Genomic DNA, 25,802 nt, shown 5'->3' with positions numbered 1-25,802 from the left:
CCTATTCTGCGGATATCGATATGACCAAGCCCCTCGAAAACAAGAAAACGTCATCCATCGCCAACATCGCCTCAGCCTACGGCCGCCGACAGAAAGTGTTCGTGCTGATCACGCTTTTGATCTCCTGGATACTGGCCAATGCGGATCGTATGGCGATGAGTGTCGCCATCATCCCTATCACTCAGGAGTTCTCTCTGGACGCCAAGGCGGCCGGACTGCTGCTAGGGTCGTTTTACATCAGCTATGCCGCCATGCAACTGGTCGCAGGCTGGCTAGCCGATCGCTTCGGCTCCCGCGCGGTACTCGTGTTTTGCGTTGGCTGCTGGTCAGTCTTCACCAGCCTCACCGGCATGGCGGGGTCATTCGCCGCACTGATACTCATTCGCCTGCTGTTTGGTTTGGGCGAAGGGGGCTTCGCGCCTGCGAGCACCGTCACCATCGCCGAGGCTTTTCCACGATCCCAACGTGCACGTGCCAAATCGCTGATCATCGGCGCCTCGTTCATTGGCAGCGCGGTCGGTACCGGTGCGATTGCAGCGTTGATGCACGCCAACGGTTGGCGCTTTGCGTACCACGTATTCGGGGCCATTGGCGTGGTGGTCGCAGCAGTATTGTGTTTTGCCGTCAAACCCTCGACTCAGCGCCAATCCGCGGCGCGGCCTGAACGGCTGTTTGGCGACTTGTTGCGCGACCCGGTGATGCGCAAGACGATGCTTATTTTCTTCTTTAGCAATATCGTCTACATAGGCCTGATTTCATGGATGCCGACGTTTCTGATCAAGACTCGCAACATCGACATTCTGCATGTCGGGATTGCATCGGTGATCCCGTACCTGGTCGCCTTCGCAGCGCTCAACTGCGTCGGTTGGTTGCTGGATAAAGTGGGCGAAGGGCGTGATCGGGTGTTCATGAGCCTAGGCGCAGTGACCGTCATTCTGTTCCTGGGCCTAATGATGTTCGTGGACTCGCTGCCCGCACTACTGACGTGCTGGACCCTTAGCCTGGTGGGCTACACGGCTATATATGGCACGGTGTTCAGCATTCCTCTCAAACACCTGCCCGACAATTCCGTGGGCACTGCCTCTGGGATTATTAATTTCGGAGGGCAGGTTGCCGCAGGTATCGGGCCCGTCACGATAGGTTGGCTGGTCAGCGCGTCCGGCGGGACGTTTGGCCTTGCATTCGGTTTTCTAATCGCCTCCGGGCTAGGCGCACTAGCAATAGCGCTCACGTGGCGCGTGCAGCCAGCCTCACTGAAGAGTTAATGCGAATGCAGCCCGATAGATGAATGATTCTGTTCCATGCCGCACCCAACGCATGATCGAGAATGGCTATCCATTACTCACGGAGGTGCATGGCGCCGGTAATGTAATTCCTGCGGTATCACAGCCTATCGAAAGACATTCACACCCATCGCGGTGGAGAATAACGCTAAAGGGCCGAAGCAAAATACTTTCAATCCGCACAGTGAAAGCCCCTGGCTTCAACCCCAAACGCATTCACCGCTTCGTACTGCCCTTCACCGTTTTTGGGCTTACTGCTGCATGGGTTTGTGCCAAGTTCAGGTGGCTTTTTGGATAGCCAATCCAACGTGACGCGTAGCGGATGGATGCGGATCGCGAGCGTCAGCTAACGGCCAGGAGCAGTCTCTCGCCAAGGGCAGCCATCGACTCTGGAGTCAGCGCTGCGACTCTTCGGCAAATGGTGCTATAAACTGAGCATATGACGACATGAATAGAGGCGAAATGAATCTGCTGAGTCCCGATCTGCGTGAAGACCTCCTCGAAGTGCTGGATGAGGTCTCTATACTGATGTCCGCTGAATATGTGCAGCTTGGCCCCTTGCCTGATGATCATCCACTGGCACAGTCAGGTCTTGAGAATGGGGCAGAGATCGTTCTGGACTACATCGCACACGGCGAAGCGGGTGTCGCACTCGATCATCTGTTCTACATGATCACTGAGCCTCCTCTCGCTATCTCTGCCAAGTCTGCCGAGAAGCTAGCTCGGCTTGCCAAAGTGTTCGAAATGCCCTTGACCTGGAGGGCATGAGGTCTGATCGGAGAGTAGAACAGGACACGCCATTGGCGCAGCGGAAGACGGCTATCGGCCAGAAGCAGACATTGAGAAGGCGAGGGTTCAGCACGCTCGCATGTTTTTCGATGATTGAGCGCATTGACCTCTGTGCATGCAGAAGCACACCCTAGTGACTACTCACGTCGCAGGGGATCTAAAGCTTTCGATTCGCGTGATGATATGCCGGAAAAAAACAGCTCCCGCGAATCCGTCCAAGTAGACGGAGGTGATCAACAGTCACGGGAGCTGGAAAAGAGCGAACGATTACTGCGCGCTTGGGAACCGATCCCAAGGCAGAGGTTCTGGCACAGGCTCAACCCTGCATTTCGAGCACATGATCGGTCAGGTTCATGAATTCGACTGCACGCCCGATGACGTCAGTGTCGGCAAGGATGCGTCGATGGCCAAGCCCGTGGGTTTCAACCAGAGTCGAATGCACCCACGCCTTCTGCAGCGCTCGCGATTGCGCGACCGACACGACCCGGTCATCGCGATCATGGATGATCAAGCCTGAATGTCCGAGCCCCATCGCTAGCGCGGGAAGATCGACAGACGCCAGCGTAGCTCCCATGAACGCCTCCACCCAGCGGTGGAAAGCGGCTGTTTGCCGATCGTCCAAACAGTGGGCACGTGCAATCCCCAGCACGACAGAAGTCATCGAACTGGGCCCGCAAACGTGAACGCTTCGCCGGGCCGACAACCCGTTGTTCAAGGCCCATAGCGCAGCAGTGGAGCCTGCGGAATGGCCGATAACCCCATGAATATCGCCCAAATGCTTCGCCAGTTTCAGTGCTGCCTTGCCCGCGTGAATCACGCTCGACACCTCTGCACCAGAGTGGCCGTGGCCCGGCGCATCGAACATGGCAACGGAGAACCCTGCAGCAACCAGTGGTTTTACAAACCCCATCAGGTGAGAGCCCCGGCTGGACCAACCGTGCATCAGCAAGATGAGCGGCCCGCTGCCATACATCCAGAAAGCCAGGCGCTCCGCGTCGACGTCCAGCGACGCCTGCCATCCCTTACCCAGAAAGCTCACTTCACTCCACGAGGCAGAAACCCTCTCGGGTACGGCAAACGCTCGGCACGCCGCTTCAAGATCGGGGTCGGCGACGTTCAATTCAGCAAGAATGTTCACGATGCAGCTCCTTTGGACGATGACAGCACCGGGTCACAGGTCACTGAGGCACGGGGAAATCGACCACCGTGTCGTTGATGCGGTTGAACACGTTGGTGAAGGTAATCACCGAGATCGCCAACCCGATGTGAACGATTTCTTCGCCGCTGTAGCCTGCGGCCTGCAGTGCCTGGACTTCCTCTTCCGGCAACGTGCCGGGCTTGAGCGCGAGGCTGCGTACGAAGCTGACCAGAACATCACGCTTGGCATCGCCGGTGGAGTTGCCCTGGCGAATCTGACGCAGGGTCTCCGGGCTCAGGCCTGCCATCTTGCCGACCATGCTGTGGGCGGCGACGCAGTAATCGCAACCTGCCAACTCGCTGATGACCAGTTTCACGGTTTCCTGATCCGCTTTGCTCAGCGGACCACTTGACAGAACCTTGTCTGCCGAAAGCATCGCCGTCAGCGCTTGTGGGGCTAACGTTCCCAAAGCAGCGTAAGCATTGGGAACTTTCCCTAGAGCCTGTTTGATACCGGCGTACACTTGAGCGGTAGCGCCGCTGGCCTGATCGGTCGCAATTGCAGTAAAACGTGCCATGGTTGGATCTCCTCGGTATGAAAGTTGATACCCATAAACTTGTTTTGAAGTCGCAGATGGGCACATCGACTCAAGGCCGCCTCGGTTTGAGTTGTGCACACCTGCAGTTCACATGTATCGCAGCCCGCTCTACAGATGGTGTAACTGTCAGATTTCTTGCGTAGCTATCAGAGCAGGTGTCGCTTTTAGCTCAAGTAACTGGCGTGCAGAGTCGGCAATCATTACCACTGCCCCAGCGAGCATCAGAACATCTTTTAGTACCAATCTTCCGCCGCCCGACAAATAAGGAAACCCGAACTCGGCATCCCCCATGCTTTGCACCCACGCTTCAGGCGTCGTTATGAGAAAAGATAACGTGACCAACGGGGTCAGAAATGCCAGTACCGACCCGACCATGCCAAGCCTGCGAGAAAAGAGGTAGGACAGCACCAGCAGACCAATGAGGATTTCAACCGTCCCCAAACCGTTGGAAAACGCATAGGTGTGATTGGCGGCCTGCCATTCACGCTTGGCCGGATCTAGCTGACCTTCGTGGGTGAGGTGTTCCTTGTACTGGTCCGGGTGCGCATAGAACAGGGACATCACCGGATTGTTCGCCACGAACGGGGTGATGCTGTCAGCCTCATACGGCACAAACTTCAGTGCACCAATCCATAGAAATATGATGGCAACTCCGATGCGAATCAAATGTATGCCAATGTTGTCTAGGCGACTGGCACGTACCAGTAATCCATGCGCAACTGATGATGAGTGTTTCATAATTTTCTGCATCCGCTGATTGAATACGTTAAAGAGTAAAACGGATAAAAAGGTTCGTTGTATCTGATCGGCTCAGATTTTTGTCCAATGCGCTCAAGTCTCCTCGAACTGTCCCAGCTGCGGCTGAACGCCCTCCACATAAACAACTGATCGAGTGGATGAATGACTGATTGATAGCCTAGCCGCGCCCGACATTCCTTAACAACTATCCCAAGTAACAGAAACCCTAAACCATCGTATGGTTATTCATTTGCCAACACACACTCGGGCAATTACAAGAGTCAGTCGGTCGGCACGATGCTCTGAATACAATCAATGAGAGTCTGGGCGTTATAAGGTTTACCCAGAAAGCACACCGCACCTTCTGCCATCGCCCGCTTGCGCACCGACTCTTTGGGGTAGGCGGTGATGAAGATGACCGGGATGGATCGGCCACTGCTGACCAAGATGCGCTGCAGTTCCAGACCGTCGATTCCTGGCATGTGTACATCGGATATCAGGCAATCGGTGCTGTCGAGATCGGTTGAGGCGAGAAACGCTTCGGCGCATGAAAACAGGCAAGGTTCATAACCCAGGGATCGCACCAGGCTACTCAGCGCCATGCGGCATGACCTGTCATCATCGACGATCGAAATGCGGGTGACTTTATTCACTTTTATTGTCCTGGGCCCACGAACACGAGCATTCAGATGCCACGTACGCCCTTGTGTAGATCTCCACTGGAAGGTGGACGCTCACTCGTTGGATGCATCACTAAGAACGCCGGAAACCGGCGCACAATGCTGCAGCTGCCAGCGCCTGGGGCTGGTTCCGCTGAACTGTCTGAACACCCGGATGAAGTAAGACTGATCCGAGAATCCACACTCCTGCGCGATGCAACAGATCGAGAGCTCTCGCGCGCGCAGTAACGATTGCGCCTTGCGGAACTGCTCACGTCGAAACCAGTCGTGGGGCGCGAGCCCCGTTGCGTTCTTGAATGCGCGGGAGAAATGGCTGCGTGAGATTGCACAGGCATTGGCCACTTGCTCTATTGAGCACCCATGCGCCATGAGGCTGATCATCAATTCCTTGGCCTTCTTGAGACGCCAGGGAGCAAGATTTTCAAGGTTGCGTTTCGCGCCACTGTGTCCGAACGCTTGCGCCGACGAGACCGCGTCCCGGTAACCGCAAAAAGACACGTTGGCCGACATCAGACTTGCAGCAGACCCGACAACCGGAACCCGATCAATCGTTGACAAGCGTTGCTCCTGGGCCATGAAGTCACCTGATAAATACACAATACTGCGCCCTGAGACTTGCCGAAACGGCCGTCGGAAAGGCAAAGGAGCGCTCCTCACGGGGGCGCATGAAGTACGCCTGACGCAGCGAAATCCGTTCGTTAACGGGGCCTACGTCAGTTCGAGCTGATGACCAGCCCGGACCACGTCAGCGATACTGCGGGCGTGTAGTTTGCGCATCATGTTGGCTCGGTGCAGTTTTACCGTGATCTCGCTTACCTCCAGATGGCCAGCGATCTGCTTGTTGAGAAATCCCTTCACCACGCCCCCATGACCTGTTTTTCCCGGGGAGTCAGGCATCCGAAGCGCTTGCGTAAGGAGTCGATCTCACGTTGTGCCTCGAGGAATTCGCAGTGTCTTGCCACCGCAACGGCTACGGCATCGATCAGATCCTGAGAGCGAAATGGCTTGGTGAGAAAGTCGGCGGCACCGGCCTTCATGGCGCGCACAGACATCGGAATATCACCATGCCCAGTCATGAAAATGATCGGCATACGGTTATCCGCCTCCGCCAATCGCTGTTGCAGATCGAATCCGCTCTAACCTTGCAGCCTGACATCCAGAATGAGGCAACCCGGCTTGTGCGCCAGTGGATGCGCAAGCATGTCCTCTGGGCCGGAAAACGCTTTGGTGCTGTAACCGACCGAGCTCAACAAACTGGCGACCGAGCCGCTCAATACCAAATCGTCGTCGACAATAAAGACAATGGGTGCATTCGTCTGCGCAGTTCTGGATGAGGTTGAATGATACATACAGCCTCCCTTTGAACATGGTTTTATTTGACCGGACGCTTTGTTTACCGACATCAGTCATTGCAATTCGGGTTCGCCAAAGCTGCCTCAACGGACAGCACACTTCACATACAATTGAAGACTACCCCGCGACCGCGGAGACAATCGAGGCGTAAACACGATGGAAACACATCATCTTTTTTAAACGAATTGCTGACGCGCCGGAATGAACTTTGTACCTGCGCAGCCAACGGGTCAATTCATACTTAAGGTTAGGTAGTGAACATTGTCGACGCAGCAGCACCGGTCGGTGCAGGGCAATACAAAGCACACTAACGTGGATGTTTCAACCTGCATGGGGGTCAGTGCATCGGTGAAACGCCCGCAGTTGACCGGAATTACTCACCTGTCGGTGCTTCTCTGGCGTCGCGCCTGAGCGATTGTGGGGATACTCCCAGCTTGCGGATAAACACCTCGCGCAGGTGGCGGCGGTCACGAAAGCCCGTCTCTCTGGCGATGATCTCCAGCGAATGGTGACCGCGCTGAATCATGTTGCGCGCGGTTTCAAGGCGCAGCTGTTCCACCGCTTTGGCCGGAGACAGGCCTGTTTCGGAGAGAAAGACGCGTCTGAACTGTCGCTCGCTGAGGTGCACGATCTTCGCCAGGGCATCAGCGCTCAGATCGCCTGAAAGATTGGCTCGGGCATGCTCAAGGGCGGCCTGAACGCGATCCGACTTAGGCGCAATGTTGAGCATTTCCGAATGCTGGGACTGGCCGCCTGAGCGGCGGTGATACATGACCAGAACCCGTGCGACGCGGTTGGCAATCTCGTGCCCCAGGTCCTTTTCGACCATGCCCAGAACCAGATCCATGGCCGCCGAAAGGCCCGCCGAGGTCCAGATGGAGCCGTCATTGATGAAGATGCTGTCTGGCTCCACAAGGGTGTTCGGAAAGCGCTGCTTCAGCACGCCGGCATACGCCCAATGGGTGGTGACGCGCTTGCCTTCGAGCAACCCCGCCTCGGCCAGCACGAAAGCGCCCGTACACATTCCGCCCACGCGCTGAGCGCGGCCAGCTGCAGTCTTGACGAAATTCAGTTCTTCGGCGGTGCTGTCCCGGGCCAGCGGATCGACTATCCCAGAGACCATCCAGGTGTCGGCCTGGGCTTCGGAAGTCGCTTTGAGCGTGTTCACCGAGGCCCCGATAGAGGAGGTGATCACCCCGCCGGTCAACGAATAATTGGTGACCTGATAGACCTGCTCCTTGGCCACCACGTTGGCAAATTCGAACACTGACTGGGTCCCCAGCGCCATGACCTGGAACCCTTCGGTGAGGAAGTAACCGATTCTGTGCATTTTCACTCCGTCCGGCGTCATGTCCGAAAACATGACCGTAAATGTCGTTTCAATTCCCGTCAACGCGATGCACGATGAGCCAACGACATAAAAACGGACACAGGTGACACGAAAAGAGGATTAAACAGGTCATCGGGGGATGATTGTTGTTGCATCCTACGCGTAACTAAGCGAACAGGCCAGCCTGCATAAACTATTCGACCTACTCTTGTTAATCCCAGTGTAGCGACAACCTGTGTCCCAACTATAAACACATCTACCAGCACTATTCATACACTTAGTGAAACGCACGAGAGTCCTATTCATCCTGCGCCGGTGATCGCTGTAATGGCAATCCATTGATCACACCCATAGTTAGTTTCTTGAAGCGTTGATCACATCGGTCGTTTAACGTTCCATCACAACGAGCACACCGCAATGACTGAGCACTCCGTAAGTTTTCATGCATCGACCCACTACCTCGACGTGGGCGGTAGAACTCTGGCCTATCGCACTTTTGGACACGGCACCCCTTTGGTACTCTGCGTGCGGTTTCGTGGAACGATGGAGTCTTGGGATCCGGCGTTCCTGGACGGCCTGGCACAGCAGGGTTTTCAAGTCACAGTCTTCGACTACAGCGGCCTGGGCCGATCGACCGGCGAGCGGACCTATAACCCTGCCTCGCTGGCCAAGGACACCATCGAGCTGATCACGGCTCTCAAGCTGGGCAAGGTGGTCCTGGGAGGCTGGTCGATCGGCGGAGTGGCAGCGCAGATTGTCCTCGCCCAGGCACCCCAACTGGTCAGCCATCTGGTGCTGATCGCAACCACCCCTCCAGGTCTTCTCGCCAAGCCTGGCGAACAGCTCTTCTACGAGTTGGCCAAGCGCGACAACACCTTTGAAGACTTTGTGAGCCTGTTCTTCGAGCCCGCCTCGTCCGCTAGCCGCGCCGCCGCTGAGCGCTCATGGCGTCGACTGGCGTCCAGGCGAGAGGACCAGAGCCCGGAAGTCCCTTACGAGTGGGCGGGTGCACAACTGGGCGAAGGCCCCAAGAATCCGGTGTTCCCGGTGGAAGCCGTATTGCACGTGTTGAAAAACACCGAGGTGCCCGTGCTGCATCTGGGCGCCGATCACGACATCGCCTTTCCTGTCGAGAACTGGTACGCCCTTAGCGATCAGCTGCCGACGCTGCACATCGTCACCTTCCCAGGTTCCGGCCACGGCCCGCAGTTGCAGTATCCCCGCACAGCCGCCAAGCACATCGCAGCGTTCGTCGAGGCTGACCACGACTGACATCCGATCGACCGGGCCTGCGTTCGATTCGCTGTAACGCTGGCCCACCCAGATTGATCGATAGCAACGGACTGCTCTTCTTCGCCAGAGCCGCGCCCTAAACGTCGTGCTCAGAGCGAGCGGGACGGCGGCCGTGTGCCTGTTCAACATTTTTCACGACCAAGGTGATTTATGACAAAGCCTGCAACGTATCGCGCCGTCGTGGCGACCGCCCCCGGCAAACTCGAACTGGTGGAGCGCCCGATCACGGAGCCCGGCCACGACCAGGTGCGAATCCAAGTGGAAGCCTGCGGCGTTTGCCACTCTGACAGCGCCACCGTGGATGGCTTCGCAGGCGTCCCGTTCCCTCGCGTGCCGGGGCATGAAGTCGTTGGACGCATTGAAGCCATCGGTGCCGGTGTTCAGGGCTGGAGCCTGGGCCAGCGAGTGGGCGTGGTCGCCGTTCCCAACGAACCCCTTTCGGTGAACGCAACCGACCTGATCTTCGGCGCGCGCTCGGTCAGCGGCACCCTCACCGGCACGGTGATTGACAACGAGCAGACCCTGGCTTTCGCCAACCTTCAGGGTATCCATCCGCTGGTAGAGACGTTTCCCCTCGAACAGGCGAGCGAGGCCTACGACCGGATGATGCGGGCGGACGTTCGATTGCGTGCTGTTCTGGTCATGGGAGCGCAGCATCATTCCAGCGGCGGACCAGACCAAGCGCACCCATGACATCCTCGTCAACTTCCCCAAGCCTGACTGAATACGCAGTGAGGACGGCCGAATGACTCAACCCATCACCCTCGCCGAAGCCGAGGTATTCGAGCGCTTTCACGACGCGGTGTTTGTGCGTGACATGGAGGGGACCATCTGTTTCTGGAACTCCGCGTCGGCTGCGCTTTACGGCTGGCCCTCACATACGGCGCTGGGGGCGCACGCCCGTACACTGCTCAAATGCAGGCACGAGCACGAAGGCCATGACAAGGCCGATGACCGACTGTTGGCGGATGGCTACTGGGAGGGCGAACTTTCCAGGCTCACGGGCACCGGCTCACGTCGTTTGGTGAACGCCCGCTGGTCGCTGCGCCGGGATGCCGACGGTCATCCGATCGGTATTCTGGAAACCGGTTATGACATCTCGCTGGCCAAAGAGACCGAACAGCATCTGAAAGCCAGCGAATACCGTTATCGCAACCTGTTTCAAGCCATGGCCGCCTCATTCTGGGAGCTGGATTTCACCGCAGTCGGCCCCAAGATCCGGGCCCTGCTCGACGCCGGGGTACGGGATCTCGAGGCGCATTTTCTGGCTCACCCACAAGTGGTACGCGACTTCATGCGCAGCACTCAGGTGGTGGACCTTAACGATCACAGCATTCGTCTGTTCGGTCGGGGAGATCGTAGCGAAATGCTCGGAAACATTGATCGCTATTGGCCCGACGAGAGCATCCAGGTGTACGCCCGTTGCGTGGTCAAATCCCTCGCAGGTCATCCCAACAATATTGAAGTCACTCGCTTGCGCACCCTCGAAGGGAAAGAGTTCGAGTGCTTGTTCACGGCCTGCTTTTCCAGAGAGAACATCGCGCGCGGGGTGATTCTGATCGGCATCATCGACCTGTCGGAACTGGCAGCAGCGCGCCATGCCCTGGAGATTATGCAGACCGAACTGGCCCACGTGGCACGCATTTCGATCCTGGGCGAGTTGAGTGCGTCAATCACCCATGAGATCAATCAACCCCTTACCTCTATTTCGACGTATGCCCAGGCTGCACTGCGCTGGCTGCGACGGCCCGAGCCTGACTTGAAAGAAGTGGAGATTGCCTTGATGCAGATCGTCGATGAAGCCCAGCGCACCGACGACGTCATCACGCGCATTCGCGGCATGGCTCTGCGTCGACCTGCGCAAGAGTCGGACGTGGCGATCAACGACGTAATTCAGGACTCACTGCAATTCACCGACCATGAACTGCGCAAGCATGCCGTGCGCCTGACCACTGACCTGGCGGTCTCATTGCCGGCGGTGCGCGCTGACCGGGTGCTGCTGCAACAGGTGATCGTCAACCTGCTGATGAACGCTGCACAGGCGATGGCGTTTGCCGATTCACCTTCAAGGGAGCTGAATGTGCGCAGCGAACACCTGTCCAGCGGAGACATCAGGCTTCAGGTGCTGGACAGCGGACCGGGTATAGCGCCGGGACTGGAAGGCAAGCTGTTCGAAAGCTTCTTCACCACCAAGGCCACGGGAATGGGCATGGGGCTGCCGATCTGCCGGTCGATCGTGGAGGCCGCGGGTGGGGCGATTCAGCTGGCGAACAGATGTGATGGGCAGTCTGGGGCGAAGGTCACCCTGACGCTGCCGGCTTTATGACAGCCGCGGTGAGACGCCAGATAAAGGCCCTTCACTGCCTGGCAATGAAGGGCCTTGGGCATCAGGCTTTGATAAAGGCCAGAAGGTCCTCGTTGATGACTTCCGGATGCGTCGTGCACATGCCGTGCGGGTAGCCCTTGTAGACTTTCAGCGCGCCATTTTTCAGAAGCTTGATCGAAAGCTCCGCTGAGTTTGCAATTGGCACGATCTGATCGTCATCGCCGTGCAGGACCAGCACCGGCACGCTGATCTTTTTCAGGTCCTCGGTGAAGTCAGTTTCCGAGAATGCCTTGATGCAGTCGTAGTGGGCCTTGCCCCCACCCATCATGCCCTGACGCCACCAGTTTTCCTTGACGCCCTGGACACTTTGGCGCCTTCACGGTTGTAGCCGTAGAACGGCACCGGCACGTCCTTGTAGAACTGCGCACGGTTAGCGGCGAGTGCCGACCGGAACCCGTCAAAGACATCGATCGGTAGACCGCCAGGGTTCTTCGCCGACTTGACCATGATCGGCGGTACTGCGCCAAACAACACCGCCTTGGCCACCCGACCCGCGCCATGTTGAGCGACGTAGCGCGCCACCTCGCCGCCACCGGTTGAGTGACCGATGTGTACGGCATTCCTCAATTTGAGATGCTTGACCAGCGCAGCGACGTCTGCCGCGTAAGTGTCCATGTCGTTGCCCGTGGAGGTCTGGGTCGAGCGCCCATGACCGCGACGGTCGTGGGCAATGACGCGGTAGCCTTTGGAGACGAAGAACAGCATCTGAGCATCCCAGTCATCGGAGCTAAGCGGCCAGCCATGGTGAAACACGATGGGCTGCCCCGAACCCCAGTCCTTGTAGAAAATTTCTGTGCCGTCTGAGGTGGTGAAGCTCGTCATGTCATTGCGTCCTTCTTTGGGAGTCGCCGCTGTGGCGGCCTGAGCGACAGTCGCGCCCATGACCATTGCTGAAAGTGAGCCTGCAGCCAGCGCCGTCGCGCCGACCTTGAGCACCTGCCGGCGTGAGCTCGATGGTGTGTTGGGGGTGTCAGACACAGTCTTTACCTCTCTTGGGTCGTAGACGAAAGTCATCAGGGGTGGGCGCCAACGGTGCCCACCGCAAGGTCAGGAAGATTGATGCGTTTAGCCGTGCGAAGCGCCAGCACCGCTGGCGTCGCAGACCTGTATGGAGAGCAAAGCGTCATGGGCCATCAGAGTGTCGAAGGCAGGTTGGAACAGATGCTCGAAACTGGCTCGCATCGCATCGATGGAATTCCAGGCGCAGTGAATGGCCCAACGCCCCACAGGGCGCTCTGCGGTGTCCAATTGGCAGCACACACAACCAACTGAGGCATTAAGACGCGCCACCGATTCCTGCATCAGGTGCCCACAGGTTTGGGAAAAGCACTCGCGGGTATGAATCAGAACGACTTTTTCCAACGCATCGGTGTTCATTGGATTCCCCGCTGGATGGCCAGTGCCGAGTCATCAAGCCGCCGAGGGGGCAGCGCAAGTAAATGCTCGAGCTGATCGTATGATCTTGCGCGCGGGGGCGGTGCCCCATTATCGGTTCGCATAGGCAACCCACACCTTGGTATGAGGTATCAGCAAGGGTATCGCCGGGTCACAGGCTTCAACATCGAGGCAGTGGGCGACTGAGACCTGAGAAGGTCGTGGCAGGAATCACGACGCTTTTCGTCGTTTTATTTTCAAATCCCCAACGGCACGATGTGGCGGACCTCCTCCTAGGAAATCGCCGCCATGACTGTTTCACCGTCCAACCTTCCCGCCGCACACATGCCTCGTATCGCCATTTCGGGCGCCACCGGCCGGGTCGGTGCGCAGTTGATCAATAGTCTGATCAGCGACCCTGTCAAGCTCCTCGCTCTCACGCGAACACCGGCCAAAACCCGGTTTCCATCCGGAGTCGACGTCGCGAGCATTGACTTCGACCAGCCGGACACACTGCCCCAGGCACTTGATGGCGTCGACACGCTGTTTCTGGCACACGGCACTTCAGACCGCCAGGTCGACAATGAAATTGCACTGATTGACGCGGCTGTAGTGGCGGGCGTAACACATATCGTCAAGCTCTCGGCGATGGGGCCGGCGACACCGCTCAACCCATTCGCCTGGCACATGCGCATCGAGGCCCATCTAGCGATCCAGCCTGTGGCATCTACCGTTCTGCGGCCCACGGCCTTCGCTGACGTACTCAAACGCGCTGGGGCCCAGGTGGCGAATGGAACCTGGGGCGGATCGGCAGGCATCGGAGCAGTCAACTTCATCGACACTCGGGATGTCGCGCAGGCCGCCAGGGTCGCCTTGCTCGAAGAAGTCAGTACGCGCTCCCAGCGGGCTTATCACCTGACAGGGCCTCGCGCCTGGACGATGCAAGACATTGCCGCTGAACTGACCCGCCAGCTGCAGCGGCCCGTTGCTTACCATCAGCGCTCTGCCACCGAGCATCGCGCAATGCTGATCAGAGAAGGCGCATCAGCGCTGATGGCCGATCTCCTGAGCGGTATGGACTTGATGTATCACGAATCGGCGCTGTCGGAGATCACCTTGACTGTTGAACAGATGACAGGCCAATCGCCGCGCGATTTATCAGACTGGTTGATTGAGAACATCAGCCTGTTCCGCTGATGCTTTGTAATTCAGAGACGAACGTCGTGCAGGCTGGGCAGCGATCCTTTCACACCAAGGTATAGCTGAGCTGTATTCAGGTAGGAGTGAGGCCCGAGGCAAACTGGCTTATCGTTTTCCCCACGCCAGATTTCGATCAACGCTCACATCGATTGCGAGGGGCATTCGTCATGGACAGTTGGAACATACGCCAGCCAAGCGACTCTGTCGGTCTTATGGCCACCCGACATGCCACGCTGAGTTCGTCCCAGACGTGCGAACATATCGCACTGCTGGAGTTGCTACAGCAACACCTGACGACCACCGTCCAGTTGCACCAGTACGTCCAAAGCCTGGAAATCAGGCTGCGCAATGTGAGCTTTGTCGACGTCCGGGAGTTGTTCCATCGCATCGGGGTTGCCACCGAGCATTGCTCGGCATTTCTCGATGAGCGGATTCGCGAAATGGGCGGCGCAATGCTACTGCAACGGCAGATCGTCAACGCGCTGAGGCTGAATCAGGACGATCGCTGGTACGAATTGAGTTTCGCAGCTTGCATCGATCAGATCACCCAACGAACACATGCTTTGATGGCGTTTTCAGCTCAGGCCAAAAGATTAATGGATCGCGCCGTCATTAGTGGCGATTACAACAGCCTGCATGTCATGACCGACTGCGTCTATCAGATCAGCCAACTCGTAGCGCTGATCCAGATCCATATCCCTCTGGAGCCGATGGCAATTGCCAAACAGGCTTCAGCCCGATCAGAAAGAGGATGAACCAGCAGGCTTGTCGGTGAGTTCTGACGCAACGCCAGACGCACTCTCTCGCTTGAGAGAACCATCACCTGGAATAAAGGCTGACGAAGGCAGGGTGAACACATGCAACTCCCCGCTTGATGGCGTTACTGAGCGTCCGCAATGGGTCGAAAGCCGACGCCTAAACCTGAATACTGTTCAGGCGTACCGATTTTCCCCCTCATATCCTTCGTCAGGAAAAAGCCAGAGGCAAGACGCTTTTCTCAATCACTACTCCGAGGTCATGGGCCTTCTTCTGAAATGTACGACTCCCCAGAGCAGCCCAACTACTGCGGACACGGTTGAAGCGCCGAGCACACTCAGTTTTGCTGCTGCCAGCAACTGCTCTTCATCGAAAGCCAGCCCGGCGATAAAAATCGACATTGTGAAACCGATGCCCGCAAGTAGACCTACGAGCATTACCCCCGCCCAGTCCAGTTGCTCGGGCAATCTGCAAAGGCCAGTACGAACCAATACGAATGTGGCCAGAACGATACCTATGGGCTTGCCGAACACCAATGCCGTCACCACGCCATACACGACGGAAGCCGTAGCGGCGTCACCGAAGTGAGCGCCCCCAAAGCTAACCCCCGCGTTCGCCAGTGCAAACAGCGGCATGATGACGAACGCTACCCATGGGTGAAGGCGTTCTTGGACTCTCTGCACAGGAGGAAGTACCTCTCGCTCAGCGAATCTGATCTTCTTAAGTGGCGCCGATACTTTTTTCTGTCCCTCATGAACTCGATGCGTAAGATCGCGAAACGCATACGTCATGATCTCCAGTGGCCGTTCCGAAGAAGGCGCCGATCTAACGGGTGTGATAAGCCCAAGGACGACACCCGCCAGCGTTGGATGCACGCCTAGCTTATGCAGTCCGCTCCACATGATCGCGCCTGGGAAAACATAGAGCCATGCTGAACCTATTCCCATCCGTTGCATTGCCAGGACAAGCGCTAAACCACCGACCGCGATGCCCAGACCGACAAAGTCCAGGCTAGTCGTATAGAACAGCGCAATGATCAATATCGCCGCAATATCGTCGATGATGGCGAGCGCCAACAAGAAAACCCGTAGGTTGCCGGGTATCGATTTGCCAAGCAGAGCAAGTACACCAACGGCGAAAGCGATATCAGTGGCTGTGGGCACCGCCCAACCATGCACAGAGTCGGCCCCAAAGTTGTAGACAAGGTAGATCCCAGCCGGAACCAGCACGCCACCCAAGGCAGCCCCTAGAGGCAAGATTGCCATCTTGGCGTCGGATAAGGCTCCGTCTTGAATCTCTTGCCGGATCTCCATTCCTACCACGAGAAAGAAGATAGTCATCAGCCCGTCATTGACGAGAAAGTGCAGTGACTCTCCGATGCGGAATGAGCCAAAACTCAGAACAACGCGGGTATGCCAGAACGCTTCGTAGGACAGACTTGCCGGGCTGTTGGCCCACAGCAACGCGGCGATAGCTGCGAGTACCAGGACGATGCCGCTTACCGCTTCGATATGGCTAAATCGCTCGACGGCCGCGAGCGCTTTGGCAGTCAAAATTTGCGGACGGGGGATTACGTTTGATGCGGGCGTATTTGGCGCAGGCATGCAGACTCCTCACTGGCGGCCCGACCTGTGCTGGAATTTAACCTGCGAATTGGCGAAATGCCGTACGCACCCGAGCTAATTGTACTAATGACGGAATGCGTACTGCAAAGCATGGAACACGCTCATTTCAGCCTCGGCTTAAAAGCGGCAGCATCCATATATGCTTTGTCACACCGCGTAACGTCGGCCGGAAGCAAATACTTCCGTATGCATCTGCTCATTCCACAACATGAGGGGCTGCTCCATTAGATTTTCGAAACATTTAGGCTGGTCGAATAGTAGCAACAACAGTCGCTATAGTGTGGACGCTGCATTCCCTCGGCACATGAGCCAACGGTCATACTCCTTTCAACAGCACTAGCACGGTTTTTTCCTACTGAGCACAAGGCGAAGTCCATGTTTGAACTAGTTTCTAGCTAAGTCCACCATCTGTCAGCGGGTGCCACGCATGGTCAAACGAATTGGTGGGGGCCTACAGAGAGCATCTGAAGGTCAGCCATTGGGAACTGTGTACGCAGCAGAGATGCGATTGAGATCATTCCAAGGGTAGGCAGCATAGCGCTCATAGCTGCAACCTCGAGAATGCTCGAACGGTAGAGACGCCTCTGATTCTTCCTGTTCAGAATGACATGTGCGGCAAAACACGAGACCGCCGTCCAGCCGCCAGAGGGAATTCCATCTCAATAAACGATCGCTGCTGCTCATTTGCGTAACCTGAATTTTGAGACAATGAGTTGCCCCATGGTTTGGGCGATCGATCTGACCTAACGTTCATAAATAAAACACCCGTCGGTCGAGTATTCTTGGCTAATGCAGCTGATGCAGCGCCTTGCCAGTATTCAGGGAGCACCCGAGTCTAAGGTGGTATTGCTTAGGCCAACGACACAGAGTGGAATGCCCCCTTATTTCATCGTTGGCTGCTTCGGTGGTGGTGTGAGCACCCTCTACCCCCCCCCCTTCAGGGCACTGGGACCAAGCTACCTCCCCAAATAAGATGCCTCACGGCGTGGTTTAGGTTTCGACACCGTGGGTGTCCTCATGCCATAGGCGCCTGATCACATCTCAAAAATGCTGTCGGGGTTGTCTAGAAGCGCTGCGCTGAGCAACCTGCGACGTGATCTTCGTAGAGCCATTTGGATCAAGCTGCGTATTTAGTTAGTCTCGCGTCCGGAATGTGTCGAAACCCAAAAGGAACTGCTCCGGGTGATCAAGCCATTAACGCTGTTACGTCGACGTTTTGCCTCCATGCGGTGGCGTACCCGAACCACCCTCTGGGCCGCTGCCACCCTTGCCGGGCTACTGGTAGTAATGTTCGCGCGCATGGCGGACTTTGCCTTGACTCAATTTGCTGAACAGACTGCCGGGCGACCTTGGTTGCCATTCATTCTTACCCCTATTATAGGGATGCTGGTGGTCTGGCTAACGACGCGCTTCTTCGCCGGAGCTCAGGGCAGTGGAATTCCGCAAGTGATTGCGGCGACTCGCATGGTTCATCAGGGAAAGCCAGTCGAAAAATTGGTTTCATTGCGTATCGCTTTTGCCAAGATCAGCCTTGGCACGCTTGCGCTGACCGGGGGTTTTTCAGCTGGGCGTGAGGGGCCTTCGGTGCAGGTAGCTGCATCGATCATGCATTACTTCCACCGCTTTCTTCCTAATGCGCGCATCGTGCGCGTCGAGGATCTGATCCTGGCCGGTGGCGCAGCGGGTATTGCAGCTGCATTCAACACGCCCCTTGCAGGAATAGCATTTGCGGTGGAAGAACTTGGTCGCAAACTCGAAACCCGCACCAGCGGTGTTCTCCTCAGCACCATCATTCTCTCAGGGATGGTCGCCATTGCCTTGCAAGGTAATTACAACTACTTCGGCCATTTTGACGTTCAGAAAATCAGTGTCGATATTTTTATCCCGGTATTGGGGATCGGAGTCGGTTGCGGCTTGTTGGGAGGCATGTTCAGCCGAATGCTGCTGTGGCCTCAGCGACACGCGCGCTTCATCTTGTGGGAATGGCGGCGACTGCATCCCGTGTGGTTCGCGGGAATCTGCGGGGTAATCTTGGCAATTTTGGGCTGGCTAAGCGGCGGGATGTCGTTTGGCAGCGGTTATGGCATCACTTCTCAAATAATCGCCTCCGATGTGGGTCTGCCGTGGCACGCGCCAATCACCCGATTTTTAGCAACCGTTGTCACTTATTTCTCTGGCATTCCGGGCGGAATTTTTGCTCCTTCATTGGCCGTAGGCGCTGCGGTAGGCAGTAACATCGCCGACTATTTTCATCTGGCCGCGCAGCCCATTATTGCCCTTTGCATGGTTGGATTCTTGGCCGCCGTCACACAGTCCCCGATTACCTCGGCAATTATCGTGATGGAGATGATCGACGGCCATGGTCTGGTGATCAGCCTCATGGCCGTTGCCTTGATCGCTAAAGCTGTGAGCTCAAGAATGGGACCAGAGCTGTATCAGCAACTAGCGCGCGGTTTCCAAGAATCGGCGCAGATATCGCGGCCTTGAGAAGTGCGCAGATTAACCTCTCAACTATGATCGCCGCCCAAGCGCCTAGCGCAAGGTCGGTCCTACGGAGATCGGATCAGACACCATAACCATGCCTACTCGAAGAACTTCGACTAGAGAGGCCAGGCGAGCGTTATGCAATGTTCGACACAGAACATCAGGCAAAACGCCCGATATCCAACCCGAAATATACTTATAACTGATTGATTAATAACAGTTAATTTGTTATCCAGTGCTGGCACAAATGCTGCGTTACAACAGTCATTCAAATGACCGCTGTGGAATAACATATTGTGAAAAATCACTTCGACCGCTTGGCCATAGCTTTTTCAGGTTTTCAGACCAGTACCAGAAATCGGCCAGATGGCGGAATCCTGTTCGAAATCAAGGATGGCGGCGGACGTAAAATAACGCGAGCCATTTCGTATCTGCAGCTGCATAACGCGCTCCAGATGGAATGGCTTATCAGCTCAATACGCCGTGATCTGGCAGTTCTGCCAGAAGAGGCTCCTGCTATCGCTGCACTGCAAAGCCAGCAGCGGTTCGACATGCCCACCTACGTTTCTCGATAAACACCCGTCAGTGTCTCACTCGTGGCCTGCGCTCAATGCTGGTGAATGTCAGGGATGGTAATTACCGGCAATAGATCCAAAAATGTTTGCCCAGGCTTGGTGCGTCCCAGGGCGCGGCTGCGCGGCAAAATACATTCGCTCCCCAAATTGCATCATCATTCAAGTACTGTTCAAATATACATATCTACCGATGAAATACGCCTCGTGACTACTGACTGGAGCAGCAATGGCGAATCACCCTACACGTGTCGACAATAGCTCCACCGGCGATATAAGTGGCTCGGACCACAACATTTTTTTTGCAGCGGTAGAAACCACTCGCATGCCGATGATCGTGACCGACCCTAAGCGGCCAGATAATCCGATCATCTTTGCAAATAATGCTTTCATTGACATGACCGGATACCGCCTGGAAGACATCCTCGGGCACAACTGCCGATTCCTGCAAGGGCCAGAGACCGATCCATCGGCAGTTCGAGAGGTCCGCGACGCCATTGCAGCTGAAAAGGAGGTGGCCGTCGAGCTGGTCAATTATAAAAAGGACGGTTCTACCTTCTGGAATGCGCTATTCATTTCGCCGGTATACAACGAGTCAGGCGAACTGATTTATTTCTTTGCCTCGCAGTTGGACGTCAGTCGGCGTCGGGATGCAGAAGACGGACTACGCCAGGCGCAGAAGATGGAGGCGCTGGGTCAGCTGACTGGGGGAATCGCGCACGACTTCAATAACCTGCTACAGGTAATGATCGGCTACCTGGACATGATCCAGCGTACTGCCGACAAGCCACAGTACGATCAGCATAGAATCCTTCGCAGCGCCGCCAACGCCCGCGATGCGGCAGAGCGGGCCAAAACGTTAACTCAGCAATTGCTCGCATTTTCTCGCAAGCAGAAGCTTCAGGGCCGCGTTGTCAACCTCAATGCCATCGTGAACTCATCGCAGGAGATGGCCGAGCGCACGTTGATCGATACGGACATTCGTCTGGCTCTGGCTGAGGACCTCTGGAACTGCAGGGTGGATACCACCCAGACCGAAGTCGCACTGTTGAACATCTTTATCAATGCCCGTGATGCGATGGAGTCGAAGGAAAGCCGCCGTCTGACCATTGAGACCAAGAATGTAAGAATCCAGGATCTTGGATCAACCTCGTATGACGGCCTGATGCCCGGCCGTTATGTCAGCGTGGCAATTACCGATAATGGTACTGGTATGCCGGCGGCGATCGTCAATCGGGTCATGGATCCTTTCTTCACCACGAAAGACGAGGGTAAAGGCTCCGGGTTGGGGCTGTCGATGGTCTACGGGTTCATGAAGCAATCTGGAGGGACTGCGCGCATTTATTCAGAGGAAGGGATAGGCACCACAATACGCATGTATTTTCCTGCCGATGACAGTCAGCTCCACATTGTGCCCACCAAAGAAAGTGTCATTGAGCAATTCGGTCATGAGCGGGTTCTCGTTGTGGAAGATCGTCCTGACGTCGCCGAGCTGGCCAGGATGGTGCTGGAAGAATATGGCTACCTTTGCGAGCTCGCCTATAGCGGTAAGGAAGCATTGGCTATTTTGAAATCCGAGCGCTTCGATCTTCTGTTCACCGACCTCATCATGCCAGGCGGCATGAATGGCGTCATGCTTGCACGGGAAGCAAAGCGCATTTACCCAGAGCTCAGGGTACTGCTTACCACAGGGTATTCGGAAAATTCGCTGGAGCGCACTGACGCAGGAGGCAACGAATTTGAAGTCATCTCCAAGCCCTACATCCCGACCGACTTGGCAAAGAAAGTCCGCCAAGTCCTACAAGGCCCTAATGGTGTCAGCTGAAACTTCGCAATCCGCATTCAGCGATACAGGTGTGGGAAAGCCATCCATAAGCAGATTGTGGCTAGATCACACCAAACCGGTCGCATTGGCGGGTGCTTCAGTGTTGTGTAGACGATGGCAGAGCAAGCGGAGTATGACTAGACAAGCACGGCGGTCTGATCCGCCGTCATGCCATTAGCAAGGGCATTAAAAAGCACAACCCCCTGAAATTATCCAAAATCTCGTGAAGCGCTATCCAAGGAAACTCGGATCCCGGATGACGATATTGGCAGTGCTCGGTGTGTGGGAATGCCCGTTCGGCATCCATCAACCCTTGTCCCGCCAAGCAACCATGGCAGACCAATGATCCACCTGAAATTTGAAACATGGCGTTCCATTGAAGCAGCCTGTGTTCCGCATCCATGGCGTCCTGCCTCTCGTATCAGTGAGCTCCTTCAACATACCTCATTGCAGCGGCGAGTAAACGCTCAATCGAACCACCTCGTTTGAGGGACTCAACAGACTGGCGGTTAACGGCCAGGAGCAGTCTCTCGCCAAGGGCAGCCATCGACTCTGGAGTCAGCGCTGCGACTCTTCGGCAAATGGTGCTACAAACTGAGCATATGACGAAATGAATAGAGGCAAAATGAATCTGCTGAGTCCCGATCTGCGTGAAGACCTCCTCGAAGTGCTGGATGAGGTCTCTACGCTGATGTCCGCTGAATATGCGCAGCTTGGCCCCTTGCCTGATGATCATCCACTGGCACAGTCAGGTCTTGAGAATGGGGCAGAGATCGTTCTGGACTACATCGCACACGGCGAAGCGAGTGTCGCACTCGATCATCTGTTCTACATGATCAAAGAGCCTCCTCTCGCTATCTCTGCCAAGTCTGCCGAGAAGCTAGCTCGGCTTGCCAAAGTGTTCGAAATGCCCTTGACCTGGAGGGCATGAGGTCTGATCGTAGAGTAGAACAGGACACGCCATTGGCGCAGCGGAAGGCGGCTATCGGCCAGAAGCAGACCGTCAGCACCCGCCGTGCTGTTGGACTTCGCACTCCAAGACGCCTGATGTGGCAGTCCGCCCCGAGTCGATTGCTGTGATTCAGTCAGGATGAAAAAGACTTGGATCAAGCTAAAGGCTCTAACGAAATCGCGACCGTTTTACCCAGGGTTTACAGACCTGCTCAGCTCAACCTTCATTGAAAGGCCCCACCTGGAATCCCACCTGGCCGCCTATGAATTCCCTCACCCAAATATCTCGCATCTCTTCGCCTGCACCTTTGACCGCGAAATCGATGTCCGGCTTCAAGCGTGCGACAACGCCCAAAAGAGCAAGCACCGACCAGCTGTCCAACGCGATGTATCCGCGACCTTCAGTGCATGCACTCACGAGATTGGTAAACACGTCATGGCTAAGACGACTCTCATCCATATACGCGATCAAATCGGATCGCACATCGTTCAGTGTCAGCAGATCTCCCTCCAGCGGTTGAACCCAAACGTCGGTATGAAAGCTCATTGACTGATCTCCAGGTGATAGGCGGCAACACCTTCCAAATTTCTTGCGCGAGATCCATCCAGATGTCGGGTTACGCACGTCAACCCCAAAAGCGCTTTTGCCTCCAGATCTAATCCTGACGCTTGAGCCACTCGCCAGGCGGGATCCCCATTTCCTGAACAAACGCTCTGCTCAAGGCTGCCTGCGAGCTGTATCCCACTGAGGCAGCAACCACTTTCAACTTCACACGCTGTTTCATCAGATCCCGGGCCAGTTTGATTCGCCAGGCAGCGAGGTACGCAATCGGCGTGACACCCACCACCTTCAGAAACTGCGTGGAGAATGTCGACCGTGACATGCAGGCCAGGTCGGCAAGCTGCTTTACGGTCCACTCCTGTTCTGGGTTGAGATGAATCTGCTGGATCGCTTTGCCCAACTGAGGGTCGACGATTGCTGACAGGCTGCCGCTATCGATCATGCCTTCACGTATGGCCGTGCGTATCAGTACAACCAGGATGTACTCGAACAGCACGCTCAGCCCTTTGCGATGCCCGACATTTTGCTCGCGATATTCGGTCAGTAATGCCTGGATCACGGGCAACACCGGATCGATGTCCTGAAAGGAAAATACCAGGGTGTCGGTAACGCCGAGCGGAAACGATCGCCCCATGCTCACACCGAACTCGAACGTGGCGCAGATGATGTCAGCACCGGTGTCGGTGGTGGGTTCCAGTTTGTACCGACAAGTGCTTGGGCACAGCAGCACCGTCGGACCGTCAAGGGCGATGCGGGGATGGCCACGGCGGACCAGATCCATCCCGCCTTTTTCAACGATGTGGACGAATGCGGTGCCGTCGGGCTTGTTGATATCGAGCGTGTCGTAGACCTTGCCCGCATAGAACAGGCGGCCCGTCATCTGGATGCGATCAAAAAACTCGGATAAGGCGTCCATTGAGTCGCTCAGGCAAAAAAGTCGGACGCCGAGAGAAAACTGCAACGGCGCGAAGGCGGAAAATAGCCCTACTTGCAGGCCACCACGGCGCCCCGCCCAGACAGCGCCCGCAAGAGGTTATTCCAATTCGAGGAGCCTCACAATGAGCACTGATTCACGCAAAACCGGCAACCCGAATCCGAAATATCAGGATCCTGCAGACGCGATTCTACCCGGCACCGGATTCCAACTGGACCTGGCGCGGGCAGCGCTGGTGATCATTGATCCTCAAGTGGATTTCCTGAGTGAAAAAGGCGTGACCTGGCCGTTGGTGGGGAACAGCGTGACTGAAAATGGCGTGGTCGATCACCTCGGCCAACTGTTCGAGGCCGCCAAGAAAGCGGGCATCGAAGTCGCCGTTTCGCCGCATTATTACTACCCTTGCGACCACACATGGGAGCACGGCGGGCCGCTGGAAAAAATGATGCACGACATCGGCATGTTCGACCGCAGCTCGCCACTGGATCTGAGCGGGTTCGATGGCTCCGGTGCCGACTTCATGCCGCAATTCAAACCCTACATCCTAGATGGCAAAACCATCATCTGCTCGCCTCACAAGGTCTACGGCCCGCAGACCAACGACCTCACCCTACAACTGCACAAAAAGGGCGTTTCGCAGGTGATCCTGGCCGGGATGGCCGCCAACCTGTGCGTGGAATCGCATTTGCGTGATCTGGTTGAGCAAGGCTTCGAAGTCGTCGTTGTACGCGACGCAACAGCGGCGCCGCAGATTCCGGAAGGCGATGGCTATCACGCTGCTCTGATTAACTTTCGCTTCGTTGCTCACGCATTGTGGACCACTGAGCAAGTGCTGGCGAAACTGGCCTGATAGTCCACTCCTTATGTGCAAATGATGTGAGGATTCGAGCGGTCGCTGACGACAGTGGGGCGAATGTAGACAGCCTTCAAAACTCTCGATCAACACGGGTCACAGAAGCCGCTCACGCTTCTCCATCAGATAATCGATAAAGAGCCGAACCCGCATGGGGACCTGCCTGCCAAACGCGTGCAGGGCATGGATCGATGTAGTTGCCATTGGCTCATCTGCCAATACACGCATGAGCGTTCCGCGCTCTATCTCATTGCGCAGTGCAAATGCGGGCAGTTGAACGATGCCAACGCCTTCCAGGGCAGCTTGGGTCAGCGTCACGGCATCATCTGTGTCGAAGGAGCCGTCGGGCAAATAGCTGCGACCATCAGCGAATATGAACGGGTACGGGCGCCCGGCCAGCAGATACCTGAGGCAAGCATGGTGCTGCAGGTCCGCAAACCTTTCGGGATGGCCTTTGGCGGCCAGGTACCCGGGCGAGGCTGCCAAAACGTAGGGAATGTCAGCCAGGTGCCGCCCGATCAATCCCGTGTCGTCAAGGTTGCCGATGCGTATGGCCAAGTCATACCCCTCACGGATGATATCCACATTGCGGTCAGTCACGGTGACCTCAAGTTTGATGTTGGGACTCCGTTCAGAGAACTCTTTGACCCAGCCCGAAACCAACGACCTGCCGACCAACACAGGCACCGTTATCCGCAGAAGCCCTTTGGCTGACCCTGCGGATTGCACGACATCTTCCGCACTTTCGATGCCTTGAAGCAGAGGCGCTACGAAGTCGTAATAGAGGCTCCCCTCCGCCGTCAGATTCAGCGTTCGCGTGGACCGTTGCAGCAATCTTACGCCCAGTCGTTTTTCTAGACGCGCCACACTTTTGGACACCGCGGATGGACTCGCGCCCAACACTCTTCCGGCCCCGCTAAATGATCCTGAGTCAACGGTGCGCACAAATGCGACGAGACCGGCAGTTTTTTCGACGATGGTGACCATTCAAGAATTCCAGGCAAAAAAGAAATGAATAGTTGGCGGATGGTGGAAAAAAACAGGCCGATTAGGATAGCAAACACATTAAATCGGAGCC

Annotated in this window: 26 protein-coding genes and 2 pseudogenes; 13 read left to right on the top strand and 15 right to left on the bottom strand. The window is 56.2% G+C overall.

The annotated features are described in order from the left end of the window. Positions 1 to 20 precede the first annotated feature (20 nt). The 3 genes and pseudogenes from QRN36_RS11810 (at position 21) to QRN36_RS11800 (ending at position 2,051) form a co-directional block, all read left to right on the top strand. Complete coding sequence (locus tag QRN36_RS11810) at positions 21 to 1,265, top strand: MFS transporter (RefSeq protein ID WP_285424240.1); 1,245 nt, start codon at positions 21 to 23, stop codon at positions 1,263 to 1,265. A 43-nt stretch (positions 1,266 to 1,308) separates the two neighbouring features. After that, positions 1,309 to 1,530 (top strand): annotated as a pseudogene (locus QRN36_RS11805) (DEAD/DEAH box helicase); the annotation flags it as partial. A 215-nt stretch (positions 1,531 to 1,745) separates the two neighbouring features. Further along, a complete protein-coding gene (locus QRN36_RS11800; protein WP_285424239.1) occupies positions 1,746 to 2,051 on the top strand; it encodes a hypothetical protein in 306 nt (101 codons plus the stop codon). Positions 2,052 to 2,388: 337 nt separating this feature from the next. On the opposite strand, the gene QRN36_RS11795 is transcribed toward QRN36_RS11800, so the two are convergent. The 9 genes from QRN36_RS11795 to QRN36_RS11765 all read right to left on the bottom strand — a co-directional run bounded on the left by QRN36_RS11795 (position 2,389) and on the right by QRN36_RS11765 (position 7,909). Next, positions 2,389 to 3,210: an alpha/beta fold hydrolase gene (locus QRN36_RS11795; RefSeq protein ID WP_285424238.1), complete on the bottom strand. Its 822-nt coding sequence runs from the start codon at positions 3,208 to 3,210 to the stop codon at positions 2,389 to 2,391. 40 nt (positions 3,211 to 3,250) lie between these two features. After that, on the bottom strand, positions 3,251 to 3,787 hold the full coding sequence (locus QRN36_RS11790; protein ID WP_285424237.1) for a carboxymuconolactone decarboxylase family protein: 537 nt from the start codon (positions 3,785 to 3,787) through the stop codon (positions 3,251 to 3,253). A gap of 147 nt (positions 3,788 to 3,934) precedes the next feature. Beyond that, positions 3,935 to 4,546 (bottom strand): reactive chlorine resistance membrane protein RclC, encoded by a 612-nt coding sequence (rclC, locus tag QRN36_RS11785; protein ID WP_285424236.1) that lies wholly within the window; start codon positions 4,544 to 4,546, stop codon positions 3,935 to 3,937. Between the two features lie 281 nt (positions 4,547 to 4,827). After that, positions 4,828 to 5,199, bottom strand: a complete 372-nt coding sequence (locus tag QRN36_RS11780) for a response regulator (protein ID WP_285424235.1) — start codon at positions 5,197 to 5,199, stop codon at positions 4,828 to 4,830. 81 nt (positions 5,200 to 5,280) lie between these two features. Then, positions 5,281 to 5,802, bottom strand: coding sequence for an AraC family transcriptional regulator (locus tag QRN36_RS11775; protein ID WP_285424234.1), 522 nt, complete (start codon positions 5,800 to 5,802; stop codon positions 5,281 to 5,283). 132 nt (positions 5,803 to 5,934) lie between these two features. Then, positions 5,935 to 6,123, bottom strand: coding sequence for a LuxR C-terminal-related transcriptional regulator (locus tag QRN36_RS27450; RefSeq protein ID WP_306470348.1), 189 nt, complete (start codon positions 6,121 to 6,123; stop codon positions 5,935 to 5,937). Then, positions 6,081 to 6,317 (bottom strand): response regulator transcription factor, encoded by a 237-nt coding sequence (locus QRN36_RS27445; RefSeq protein WP_306470347.1) that lies wholly within the window; start codon positions 6,315 to 6,317, stop codon positions 6,081 to 6,083. Before QRN36_RS27445 ends, QRN36_RS27450 begins: the two co-directional genes overlap by 43 nt. A 45-nt stretch (positions 6,318 to 6,362) precedes the next feature. Then, positions 6,363 to 6,575 (bottom strand): hypothetical protein, encoded by a 213-nt coding sequence (locus QRN36_RS27440; protein WP_306470346.1) that lies wholly within the window; start codon positions 6,573 to 6,575, stop codon positions 6,363 to 6,365. 377 nt (positions 6,576 to 6,952) lie between these two features. Next, positions 6,953 to 7,909, bottom strand: coding sequence for a GlxA family transcriptional regulator (locus QRN36_RS11765; RefSeq protein WP_285424233.1), 957 nt, complete (start codon positions 7,907 to 7,909; stop codon positions 6,953 to 6,955). A 417-nt stretch (positions 7,910 to 8,326) separates the two neighbouring features. On the opposite strand from QRN36_RS11765, the gene QRN36_RS11760 reads away from it, so the two are divergent. The 3 genes from QRN36_RS11760 (at position 8,327) to QRN36_RS11750 (ending at position 11,528) form a co-directional block, all read left to right on the top strand. After that, entirely contained in the window at positions 8,327 to 9,181 is an 855-nt protein-coding gene (locus QRN36_RS11760) for an alpha/beta fold hydrolase (RefSeq protein WP_285424232.1), read from the top strand. Positions 9,182 to 9,352: 171 nt separating this feature from the next. Further along, positions 9,353 to 9,895, top strand: a complete 543-nt coding sequence (locus QRN36_RS11755) for an alcohol dehydrogenase catalytic domain-containing protein (protein WP_285424231.1) — start codon at positions 9,353 to 9,355, stop codon at positions 9,893 to 9,895. 52 nt (positions 9,896 to 9,947) lie between these two features. Further along, entirely contained in the window at positions 9,948 to 11,528 is a 1,581-nt protein-coding gene (locus QRN36_RS11750) for an ATP-binding protein (RefSeq protein WP_285424230.1), read from the top strand. A 61-nt stretch (positions 11,529 to 11,589) separates the two neighbouring features. On the opposite strand, the pseudogene QRN36_RS11745 reads toward QRN36_RS11750, so the two are convergent. Together QRN36_RS11745 and QRN36_RS11740 are read right to left on the bottom strand one after the other, a co-directional pair. Further along, a pseudogene (locus tag QRN36_RS11745) lies at positions 11,590 to 12,410 on the bottom strand (alpha/beta fold hydrolase). 243 nt (positions 12,411 to 12,653) lie between these two features. Then, complete coding sequence (locus QRN36_RS11740) at positions 12,654 to 12,965, bottom strand: hypothetical protein (RefSeq protein WP_285424229.1); 312 nt, start codon at positions 12,963 to 12,965, stop codon at positions 12,654 to 12,656. 306 nt (positions 12,966 to 13,271) lie between these two features. Here QRN36_RS11740 and QRN36_RS11735 point away from each other — a divergent pair, with 306 nt between their 5' ends. Together QRN36_RS11735 and QRN36_RS11730 are read left to right on the top strand one after the other, a co-directional pair. Continuing rightward, complete coding sequence (locus QRN36_RS11735; protein ID WP_285424228.1) at positions 13,272 to 14,159, top strand: NmrA family NAD(P)-binding protein; 888 nt, start codon at positions 13,272 to 13,274, stop codon at positions 14,157 to 14,159. A 170-nt stretch (positions 14,160 to 14,329) separates the two neighbouring features. Beyond that, positions 14,330 to 14,917, top strand: a complete 588-nt coding sequence (locus QRN36_RS11730; protein ID WP_285424227.1) for a hypothetical protein — start codon at positions 14,330 to 14,332, stop codon at positions 14,915 to 14,917. 249 nt (positions 14,918 to 15,166) lie between these two features. On the opposite strand, the gene nhaA is transcribed toward QRN36_RS11730, so the two are convergent. Then, entirely contained in the window at positions 15,167 to 16,522 is a 1,356-nt protein-coding gene (nhaA, locus tag QRN36_RS11725; protein WP_285424226.1) for a Na+/H+ antiporter NhaA, read from the bottom strand. A 1,203-nt stretch (positions 16,523 to 17,725) separates the two neighbouring features. On the opposite strand from nhaA, the gene QRN36_RS11720 reads away from it, so the two are divergent. The 4 genes from QRN36_RS11720 to QRN36_RS11705 all read left to right on the top strand — a co-directional run bounded on the left by QRN36_RS11720 (position 17,726) and on the right by QRN36_RS11705 (position 22,355). Beyond that, on the top strand, positions 17,726 to 19,030 hold the full coding sequence (locus QRN36_RS11720; RefSeq protein ID WP_285424225.1) for a chloride channel protein: 1,305 nt from the start codon (positions 17,726 to 17,728) through the stop codon (positions 19,028 to 19,030). Between the two features lie 293 nt (positions 19,031 to 19,323). Continuing rightward, positions 19,324 to 19,602, top strand: a complete 279-nt coding sequence (locus QRN36_RS11715; protein ID WP_285424224.1) for a DUF3509 domain-containing protein — start codon at positions 19,324 to 19,326, stop codon at positions 19,600 to 19,602. A gap of 226 nt (positions 19,603 to 19,828) precedes the next feature. Further along, a complete protein-coding gene (locus tag QRN36_RS11710; RefSeq protein ID WP_285424223.1) occupies positions 19,829 to 21,424 on the top strand; it encodes a histidine kinase famiy protein in 1,596 nt (531 codons plus the stop codon). Between the two features lie 625 nt (positions 21,425 to 22,049). Then, on the top strand, positions 22,050 to 22,355 hold the full coding sequence (locus QRN36_RS11705) for a hypothetical protein (RefSeq protein ID WP_285424222.1): 306 nt from the start codon (positions 22,050 to 22,052) through the stop codon (positions 22,353 to 22,355). A 237-nt stretch (positions 22,356 to 22,592) separates the two neighbouring features. Here QRN36_RS11705 and QRN36_RS11700 read toward each other — a convergent pair whose 3' ends face one another. Beyond that, the gene (locus tag QRN36_RS11700; RefSeq protein WP_285424221.1) at positions 22,593 to 22,922 is read right to left on the bottom strand and encodes a hypothetical protein; all 330 of its coding nucleotides are present in this window, start codon (positions 22,920 to 22,922) and stop codon (positions 22,593 to 22,595) included. 109 nt (positions 22,923 to 23,031) lie between these two features. Then, positions 23,032 to 23,853: an AraC family transcriptional regulator gene (locus tag QRN36_RS11695; protein WP_285424220.1), complete on the bottom strand. Its 822-nt coding sequence runs from the start codon at positions 23,851 to 23,853 to the stop codon at positions 23,032 to 23,034. Positions 23,854 to 23,995: 142 nt separating this feature from the next. On the opposite strand from QRN36_RS11695, the gene QRN36_RS11690 reads away from it, so the two are divergent. After that, the gene (locus QRN36_RS11690; RefSeq protein ID WP_285424219.1) at positions 23,996 to 24,721 is read left to right on the top strand and encodes a cysteine hydrolase; all 726 of its coding nucleotides are present in this window, start codon (positions 23,996 to 23,998) and stop codon (positions 24,719 to 24,721) included. A 99-nt stretch (positions 24,722 to 24,820) separates the two neighbouring features. On the opposite strand, the gene QRN36_RS11685 is transcribed toward QRN36_RS11690, so the two are convergent. After that, positions 24,821 to 25,711: a LysR family transcriptional regulator gene (locus tag QRN36_RS11685; RefSeq protein WP_285424218.1), complete on the bottom strand. Its 891-nt coding sequence runs from the start codon at positions 25,709 to 25,711 to the stop codon at positions 24,821 to 24,823. Positions 25,712 to 25,802: the final 91 nt, after the last annotated feature.

It is taken from the genome of Pseudomonas sp. efr-133-TYG-103a, from assembly GCF_030209235.1.
Classification (GTDB): domain Bacteria; phylum Pseudomonadota; class Gammaproteobacteria; order Pseudomonadales; family Pseudomonadaceae; genus Aquipseudomonas.
Note: the sequence above shows the minus strand (reverse complement) of the source record. Positions and strands in the feature narration are given on the sequence as shown.

Coding starts and splice junctions, on each gene's coding strand:
- QRN36_RS11810 (WP_285424240.1), top strand. CDS start 21: ATGACCAAGCCCCTCGAAAACAAGAAAACGTCATCCATCGCCAACATC.
- QRN36_RS11800 (WP_285424239.1), top strand. CDS start 1,746: ATGAATCTGCTGAGTCCCGATCTGCGTGAAGACCTCCTCGAAGTGCTG.
- QRN36_RS11790 (WP_285424237.1), bottom strand. CDS start 3,787: ATGGCACGTTTTACTGCAATTGCGACCGATCAGGCCAGCGGCGCTACC.
- rclC (WP_285424236.1), bottom strand. CDS start 4,546: ATGAAACACTCATCATCAGTTGCGCATGGATTACTGGTACGTGCCAGT.
- QRN36_RS11775 (WP_285424234.1), bottom strand. CDS start 5,802: ATGGCCCAGGAGCAACGCTTGTCAACGATTGATCGGGTTCCGGTTGTC.
- QRN36_RS27450 (WP_306470348.1), bottom strand. CDS start 6,123: ATGCCTGACTCCCCGGGAAAAACAGGTCATGGGGGCGTGGTGAAGGGA.
- QRN36_RS27445 (WP_306470347.1), bottom strand. CDS start 6,317: ATGCCGATCATTTTCATGACTGGGCATGGTGATATTCCGATGTCTGTG.
- QRN36_RS27440 (WP_306470346.1), bottom strand. CDS start 6,575: ATGTATCATTCAACCTCATCCAGAACTGCGCAGACGAATGCACCCATT.
- QRN36_RS11765 (WP_285424233.1), bottom strand. CDS start 7,909: ATGCACAGAATCGGTTACTTCCTCACCGAAGGGTTCCAGGTCATGGCG.
- QRN36_RS11760 (WP_285424232.1), top strand. CDS start 8,327: ATGACTGAGCACTCCGTAAGTTTTCATGCATCGACCCACTACCTCGAC.
- QRN36_RS11755 (WP_285424231.1), top strand. CDS start 9,353: ATGACAAAGCCTGCAACGTATCGCGCCGTCGTGGCGACCGCCCCCGGC.
- QRN36_RS11750 (WP_285424230.1), top strand. CDS start 9,948: ATGACTCAACCCATCACCCTCGCCGAAGCCGAGGTATTCGAGCGCTTT.
- QRN36_RS11740 (WP_285424229.1), bottom strand. CDS start 12,965: ATGAACACCGATGCGTTGGAAAAAGTCGTTCTGATTCATACCCGCGAG.
- QRN36_RS11735 (WP_285424228.1), top strand. CDS start 13,272: ATGACTGTTTCACCGTCCAACCTTCCCGCCGCACACATGCCTCGTATC.
- QRN36_RS11730 (WP_285424227.1), top strand. CDS start 14,330: ATGGACAGTTGGAACATACGCCAGCCAAGCGACTCTGTCGGTCTTATG.
- nhaA (WP_285424226.1), bottom strand. CDS start 16,522: ATGCCTGCGCCAAATACGCCCGCATCAAACGTAATCCCCCGTCCGCAA.
- QRN36_RS11710 (WP_285424223.1), top strand. CDS start 19,829: ATGGCGAATCACCCTACACGTGTCGACAATAGCTCCACCGGCGATATA.
- QRN36_RS11705 (WP_285424222.1), top strand. CDS start 22,050: ATGAATCTGCTGAGTCCCGATCTGCGTGAAGACCTCCTCGAAGTGCTG.
- QRN36_RS11700 (WP_285424221.1), bottom strand. CDS start 22,922: ATGAGCTTTCATACCGACGTTTGGGTTCAACCGCTGGAGGGAGATCTG.
- QRN36_RS11695 (WP_285424220.1), bottom strand. CDS start 23,853: ATGGACGCCTTATCCGAGTTTTTTGATCGCATCCAGATGACGGGCCGC.
- QRN36_RS11690 (WP_285424219.1), top strand. CDS start 23,996: ATGAGCACTGATTCACGCAAAACCGGCAACCCGAATCCGAAATATCAG.
- QRN36_RS11685 (WP_285424218.1), bottom strand. CDS start 25,711: ATGGTCACCATCGTCGAAAAAACTGCCGGTCTCGTCGCATTTGTGCGC.